The following is a 5,643-nucleotide window of genomic DNA, read 5'->3' as shown; positions in this document are numbered from 1 at the left end:
AATACATTCTCCGAACGGTCCCGCAGCGTGCGATCATCTCATATCCGTACATCTCCCGCTCTGACAAAAGCTTCAGGACAAGCATCGCCATGCTTCCGGAAAGCATGCTCTTATCGATCATCTGTTTTTCTGTTTTCTTCATGATATCCGCCTCCTTATATATGATCTATATATTGATTATCTACATAATAAATCCTAAAAAGGAAATGTCAAGAAGTCTCCTGCATTCCCTTTGTACAGCACTATGTATTACATGTCCTGCGCCTTCTTTCCCTACCAGATTCCCATGACCGACTGCATCAGAAGACTTACTGCTGTGATCCCGCCCAGCAGGCGGCTCCAGAAGAATAGGCTTTCCTCCACTTTTTACCAGCTTGATCAGATTGCTGTTGAGGCCGATGGCCGCCATTGCCATGATGATAAAAAATTTAGACAGATCCTTGAGCGGCGTAAAAATCTCCGATGGAATGCCCGCCTGCACGCTACCGTTGTGATCGCTGCCGCCAGGATGAAGTACAGGATAAACATGGGAAATGCCTTGCGCAAACGGAACCCGCCTGCACAGGTTCCATCTTTTTCCTCTGCTTCGCACGGACAAAACTTAACAGCAACGTGATGGGAATGATGGCCAGCGTTCTCGTCAGCTTCACCAGAACGGCCTTATCCAGAGTTTCGCTTCCCAGCTTCCACATACTGTCCCAGGTGGAGGCAGCTGCCGTCACAGGAGGTGTCATTGACTGCCGTACCTGCAAAGATCCCGAAGGCATTGCCGCCTGTCGTGTCAAATCCCACTGCCACTCCCAGCATCGGAAAAAAAAACCGCCGCCAATACATTAAAGAAAAAGATAACAGAGATCGCCTGCGCCACTTCGTCGTCCTCCGCCCCAATGACCGGCGCCGTAGCGGCAATAGCGGATCCTCCGCAAATAGAAGATCCTACTCCGATCAACGTAGAAATATTTCCGGGGATCCTAAGTGTTTTATGCAGGATCCACGCCAGGAACAAAGAGGTACTGATGGTGCATATGATAATAGGCAGAGACTGTTTTCCCGTTTCCAAAACAACGCCCAGGTTCATGCCAAATCCAAGAAGGACCACTGCCGCCTGCAGCACAAATTTGGAGGTGAAACGAATCCCCGCCTCCGCTTTCCCCTTGTCATTCCATACCAATGCCAGAAGCATCCCAGTAAAATAGCAAAGACTGCGCCTCCCACGACGGGAAACTGCTTTCCCAAAAGCCAGGACAAAAACTGCTATCACAAAGCAGGTCAGCATCCCCGGTCCGTTTTTCTTGATGCGATCCATTTCAACCCTCTCCTTTTCTTTCTCTTTCTGATTTTCTTTTTAACCCTTTTGATTTTTTGCAGAGCGCTTATCTCGCACACTGCCTTCCCTGGATTTTCCCATGTACTTCCCTTGGATCCAGACGAAAAAAGAAGCAGCCTTTTGCCAGACATTTCTGTGCTGCACTGCTCTTTCTGATTCTGTTTTTCTGATGAAAGATCTATGCGATCCCTTCCAATACTTCCTCCGCAATATTTCTTGCGTGATCGAAATACGCTCCAGGCAGACTAATGCGTCCAAAAAGACGATTCCTGCCTCTGCCTCGCACTGATTGTTGGCCAGACGTTTGATATGCCTGGTACGAAGCTGTACCTCCAGCGCATCTGCCTGGGTTTCTTTTTCCACCCACCGCAGCGCCCTGTCCTTGTCATTTTCCTGAAACGCCTTGTAAGCATAGAGATAGCTGTCCACACAGACCTCTGTCATCTCCTGCAGCTGCTCTCTTCCTGTGTCGGAAAAGCTGAGCTTCCTTTCCATGATCGTTTCTGCAAACTCAGAAATGTTTTCACAATAGTCGCTGACCCGTTCCATATCCGATACGATCTGCAGCAAATGTGAGATCTCCTGGTGCTCCTTTTCACTGATCTGCAGAGAACTCAGCTTGATGGCATAGTCGGTGATTCCGGCGCAAAGGCGATCCACCGTTTTTTTCTTCCTCCCGCAAAAAGCGGATATCCTGTTCCTTCGGTGCAAACAGTACATTCTTGGCCACAAGCAGGGACTCCTCCACGATCTTTCCCATGCGGTCGATCTCTTTGACCGTTGCCTGCAGTGCGATGCTGGGCGTTTCCAGAACACGTTCGTCCAAAAGCACCGTGCTCTTTTCCTGCTCCCCTTCTTTGACTCTGCCCAGTTTCTTTGCCAGGCGGATGATCCAGTTGGAGGCCGGGAACAGCAGAACAGTCGTACCAATATTGAAGATGGTATGTACCAAACTGATCTGTGTCTGGGTGATCACACCCGTTCCTGCCGCCACATTGATCAGCTTAAAGTATACGATAGCTACCACTGAAAAAATGATCGTCCCTATGATATTGAACAACAGGTGCATCAGCGCCGCCGTCTTTGCCGTCCGTTTTGCTCCCAGACTGGCAAGAATCGCGGTGATACAGGTACCAATATTCTGTCCCATGATGATGTAGATGGCCGCGCTGAAAGGAACCAGTCCTGCTGCCGCAAGACTCTGCAGGATTCCCACGGAAGCTGAAGAGCTCTGGATGATCGCTGTCACGACCGTTCCTGTGAGGATTCCTAAAAACGGATTATTGCCCAGTGTTACAAACAGGCTGCGGAATCCTTCGGACTCCCTTAGCGGATCTACGGCTGCGGACATGGTAGAGATTCCGATAAACAGCAGACCGAATCGATGATGATGCTGGCTACCTCCTTGGAAGATCGTCTCCCTGTCAGCATGATGACCACGCCGATCATCAGCGCTACCGGCGCCAGCGTGGAAGGACTCAGTGCCCATTCACAGAAGATGTTAGATAGCGCTGTCATCATGCTGACAGGGAAGAGACGATCTTCCAAGGAGGTTAGCCAGCATCATCATCGGATTCGGTCTGCTGTTTATCGGAATCTCTACCATGTCCGCAGCCGTAGATCCGCTAAGGGAGTCCGAAGGATTCCGCAGCCTGTTTGTAACACTGGGCAATAATCCGTTTTTAGGAATCCTCACAGGAACGGTCGTGACAGCGATCATCCAGAGCTCTTCAGCTTCCGTGGGAATCCTGCAGAGTCTTGCGGCAGCAGGACTGGTTCCTTTCAGCGCGGCCATCTACATCATCATGGGACAGAATATTGGTACCTGTATCACCGCGATTCTTGCCAGTCTGGGAGCAAAACGGACGGCAAAGACGGCGGCGCTGATGCACCTGTTGTTCAATATCATAGGGACGATCATTTTTTCAGTGGTAGCTATCGTATACTTTAAGCTGATCAATGTGGCGGCAGAACGGGTGTGATCAACCCAGACACAGATCAGTTTGGTACATACCATCTTCAATATTGGTACGACTGTTCTGCTGTTCCCGGCCTCCAACTGGATCATCCGCCTGGCAAAGAAACTGGGCAGAGTCAAAGAAGGGGAGCAGGAAAAAGAGCACGGTGCTTTTGGACGAAACGTGTTCTGGAAACGCCAGCATCGCACTGCAGGGCAACGGTCAAAAGAGATCGACCGCATGGGAAAGATCGTGGAGGAGTCCCTGCTTGTGGCCAAGAATGTACTGTTTGCACCGAAGGAACAGGATATCCGCTTTTTGCGGGAGGAAGAAAAAACGGTGGATCGCCTTTGCCGGCCGGAGAATCACCGGGACTATGCCATCAAGCTGAGTTCTCTGCAGATCAGTGAAAAGGAGCACCAGGAGATCTCACATTTGCTGCAGATCGTATCCGGATATGGAACGGGTCAGCGACTATTGTGAAAACATTTCTGAGTTTGCAGAAACGATCATGGAAAGGAAGCTCAGCTTTTCCGACACAGGAAGAGAGCAGCTGCAGGAGATGACAGAGGTCTGTGTGGACAGCTATCTCTATGCTTACAAGGCGTTTCAGGGAAAATGACAAGGACAGGGCGCTGCGGGTGGTGGAAAAAGAAAACCAGGCAGATGCGCTGGAGGTACAGCTTCGTACCAGGCATATCAAACGTCTGGCCAACAATCAGTGCGAGGCAGAGCAGGAATCGTCTTTTTGGACGCATTAGTCTGCCTGGAGCGTATTTCGATCACGCAAGAAATATTGGCGGAGGAAGTATTGGAAGGGATCGCATAGATCTTTCATCAGAAAAACAGAATCAGAAAGAGCAGTGCCAGCACAGAAATGTCTGGCAAAAGGCTGCTTCTTTTTTCGTCTGGATCCAAGGGAAGTACATGGGAAAATCCAGGGAAGGCCAGTGTGCGAGATAAAGCGCTCTGCAAAAAAATCAAAAGGGTTAAAAAGAAAATCAGAAAGAGAAAAGAAAAGGAGAGGGTTGAAATGGATCGCATCCAAGAAAAACGGACCGGGGATGCTGACCTGCTTTGTGATAGCAGTTTTGTCCTGGCTTTTGGGGAAGCAGTTTCCCGTCGTGGGAGGCGCAGTCTTTGCTATTTTACTGGGGATGCTTCTGGCATTGGTATGGAATGACAAGGGAAAGCGGAGGCGGGGATTCGTTTCACCTCCAAATTTGTGCTGCAGGCGGCAGTGGTCCTTCTTGGATTTGCATGAACCTGGGCGTTGTTTTGGAAACGGGAAAACAGTCTCTGCCTATTATCATATGCACCATCAGTACCTCTTTGTTCCTGGCGTGGATCCTGCATAAAACACTTAGGATCCCCGGAAATATTTCTACGTTGATCGGAGTAGGATCTTCTATTTGCGGAGGATCCGCTATTGCCGCTACGGCGCCGGTCATTGGGGCGGAGGACGACGAAGTGGCGCAGGCGATCTCTGTTATCTTTTTCTTTAATGTATTGGCGGCGGTTTTGTTTCCGATGCTGGGAGTGGCAGTGGGATTTGACACGACAGGCGGCAATGCCTTCGGGATCTTTGCAGGTACGGCAGTCAATGACACCTCCTCTGTGACGGCAGCTGCCTCCACCTGGGACAGTATGTGGAAGCTGGGAAGCGAAACTCTGGATAAGGCCGTTCTGGTGAAGCTGACGAGAACGCTGGCCATCATTCCCATCACGTTGCTGTTAAGTTTTGTCCGTGCGAAGCAGAGGGAAAAAGATGGAACCTGTGCAGGCGGGTTCCGTTTGCGCAAGGCATTTCCCATGTTTATCCTGTACTTCATCCTGGCGGCAGCGATCACAACGGTAGCGGTGCAGGCGGGCATTCCATCGGAGATTTTTACGCCGCTCAAGGATCTGTCTAAATTTTTTATCATCATGGCAATGGCGGCCATCGGCCTCAACAGCAATCTGATCAAGCTGGTAAAAAGTGGAGGAAAGCCTATTCTTCTGGGAGCCGCCTGCTGGGGCGGGATCACAGCAGTAAGTCTTCTGATGCAGTCGTCATGGGAATCTGGTAGGGAAAGAAGGCGCAGGACATGTAATACATAGTGCTGTACAAAGGGAATGCAGGAGACTTCTTGACATTTCCTTTTTTAGGATTTATTATGTAGATAATCAATATATAGATCATATATATAAGGAGGCGGATATCATGAAGAAAACAGAAAAACAGATGATCGATAAGAGCATGCTTTCCGGAAGCATGGCGATGCTTGTCCTGAAGCTTTTGTCAGAGCGGAGATGTACGGATATGAGATGATCCGCACGCTGCGGGACCGTTCGGAGAATGTATTTGAGTTAAAGGCA

Annotated in this window: 9 protein-coding genes and 3 pseudogenes; 7 read left to right on the top strand and 5 right to left on the bottom strand. The window is 49.8% G+C overall.

Annotation, left to right across the window (positions count from 1 at the left end):
• Positions 1–181: 181 nt before the first annotated feature.
• From FYJ34_RS14335 to FYJ34_RS11645, 5 genes and pseudogenes are all read right to left on the bottom strand, one after another.
• Entirely contained in the window at positions 182–592 is a 411-nt protein-coding gene (locus FYJ34_RS14335) for a putative sulfate exporter family transporter (RefSeq protein ID WP_330582632.1), read from the bottom strand.
• Positions 483–722 (bottom strand): putative sulfate exporter family transporter, encoded by a 240-nt coding sequence (locus FYJ34_RS15210; RefSeq protein ID WP_334296369.1) that lies wholly within the window; start codon positions 720–722, stop codon positions 483–485. The genes FYJ34_RS14335 and FYJ34_RS15210 overlap by 110 nt, the downstream gene beginning before the upstream one ends.
• The gene (locus tag FYJ34_RS13610) at positions 661–792 is read right to left on the bottom strand and encodes a hypothetical protein (protein WP_268878956.1); all 132 of its coding nucleotides are present in this window, start codon (positions 790–792) and stop codon (positions 661–663) included. Before FYJ34_RS13610 ends, FYJ34_RS15210 begins: the two co-directional genes overlap by 62 nt.
• Entirely contained in the window at positions 782–1,306 is a 525-nt protein-coding gene (locus tag FYJ34_RS13605) for a YeiH family protein (RefSeq protein ID WP_268878953.1), read from the bottom strand. Before FYJ34_RS13605 ends, FYJ34_RS13610 begins: the two co-directional genes overlap by 11 nt.
• 199 nt (positions 1,307–1,505) lie before the next feature.
• Positions 1,506–2,818 (bottom strand): annotated as a pseudogene (locus tag FYJ34_RS11645) (Na/Pi cotransporter family protein); the annotation flags it as partial.
• A gap of 113 nt (positions 2,819–2,931) precedes the next feature.
• Here FYJ34_RS11645 and FYJ34_RS15600 point away from each other — a divergent pair.
• The 7 genes and pseudogenes from FYJ34_RS15600 to FYJ34_RS15200 all read left to right on the top strand — a co-directional run.
• Complete coding sequence (locus tag FYJ34_RS15600) at positions 2,932–3,309, top strand: Na/Pi symporter (RefSeq protein ID WP_173017120.1); 378 nt, start codon at positions 2,932–2,934, stop codon at positions 3,307–3,309.
• 21 nt (positions 3,310–3,330) lie between these two features.
• Positions 3,331–3,768: a Na/Pi cotransporter family protein gene (locus FYJ34_RS15595; RefSeq protein WP_173017119.1), complete on the top strand. Its 438-nt coding sequence runs from the start codon at positions 3,331–3,333 to the stop codon at positions 3,766–3,768.
• Positions 3,743–3,907 carry a hypothetical protein gene (locus tag FYJ34_RS15590; RefSeq protein WP_173017118.1) on the top strand — a complete coding sequence of 55 codons (165 nt, stop codon included), beginning with the start codon at positions 3,743–3,745 and terminating at the stop codon, positions 3,905–3,907. Before FYJ34_RS15595 ends, FYJ34_RS15590 begins: the two co-directional genes overlap by 26 nt.
• The gene (locus FYJ34_RS15585) at positions 3,879–4,046 is read left to right on the top strand and encodes a PhoU domain-containing protein (RefSeq protein ID WP_173017117.1); all 168 of its coding nucleotides are present in this window, start codon (positions 3,879–3,881) and stop codon (positions 4,044–4,046) included. Before FYJ34_RS15590 ends, FYJ34_RS15585 begins: the two co-directional genes overlap by 29 nt.
• Positions 4,047–4,237: 191 nt before the next feature.
• Positions 4,238–4,468, top strand: coding sequence for a hypothetical protein (locus FYJ34_RS14305; protein ID WP_330582629.1), 231 nt, complete (start codon positions 4,238–4,240; stop codon positions 4,466–4,468).
• A pseudogene (locus tag FYJ34_RS11635) lies at positions 4,365–5,354 on the top strand (YeiH family protein). The gene FYJ34_RS14305 and the pseudogene FYJ34_RS11635 overlap by 104 nt, the downstream one beginning before the upstream one ends.
• 155 nt (positions 5,355–5,509) lie before the next feature.
• Positions 5,510–5,643 (top strand): annotated as a pseudogene (locus tag FYJ34_RS15200) (PadR family transcriptional regulator); the annotation flags it as partial.

This window comes from Suipraeoptans intestinalis, from assembly GCF_009696485.1.
In the GTDB taxonomy this organism is placed as follows: domain Bacteria; phylum Bacillota; class Clostridia; order Lachnospirales; family Lachnospiraceae; genus Suipraeoptans; species Suipraeoptans intestinalis.
The sequence above is the reverse complement of the archived record's forward strand: the minus strand, read 5'-3'. Positions and strand labels throughout refer to the sequence as shown.

What these genes read in the sequence shown, in the direction of transcription:
- FYJ34_RS13605 (WP_268878953.1), bottom strand. Translation starts at nt 1,306, where the DNA reads ATGGATCGCATCAAGAAAAACGGACCGGGGATGCTGACCTGCTTTGTG.
- FYJ34_RS15600 (WP_173017120.1), top strand. Translation starts at nt 2,932, where the DNA reads ATGTCCGCAGCCGTAGATCCGCTAAGGGAGTCCGAAGGATTCCGCAGC.
- FYJ34_RS15590 (WP_173017118.1), top strand. Translation starts at nt 3,743, where the DNA reads ATGGAACGGGTCAGCGACTATTGTGAAAACATTTCTGAGTTTGCAGAA.
- FYJ34_RS15585 (WP_173017117.1), top strand. Translation starts at nt 3,879, where the DNA reads ATGCTTACAAGGCGTTTCAGGGAAAATGACAAGGACAGGGCGCTGCGG.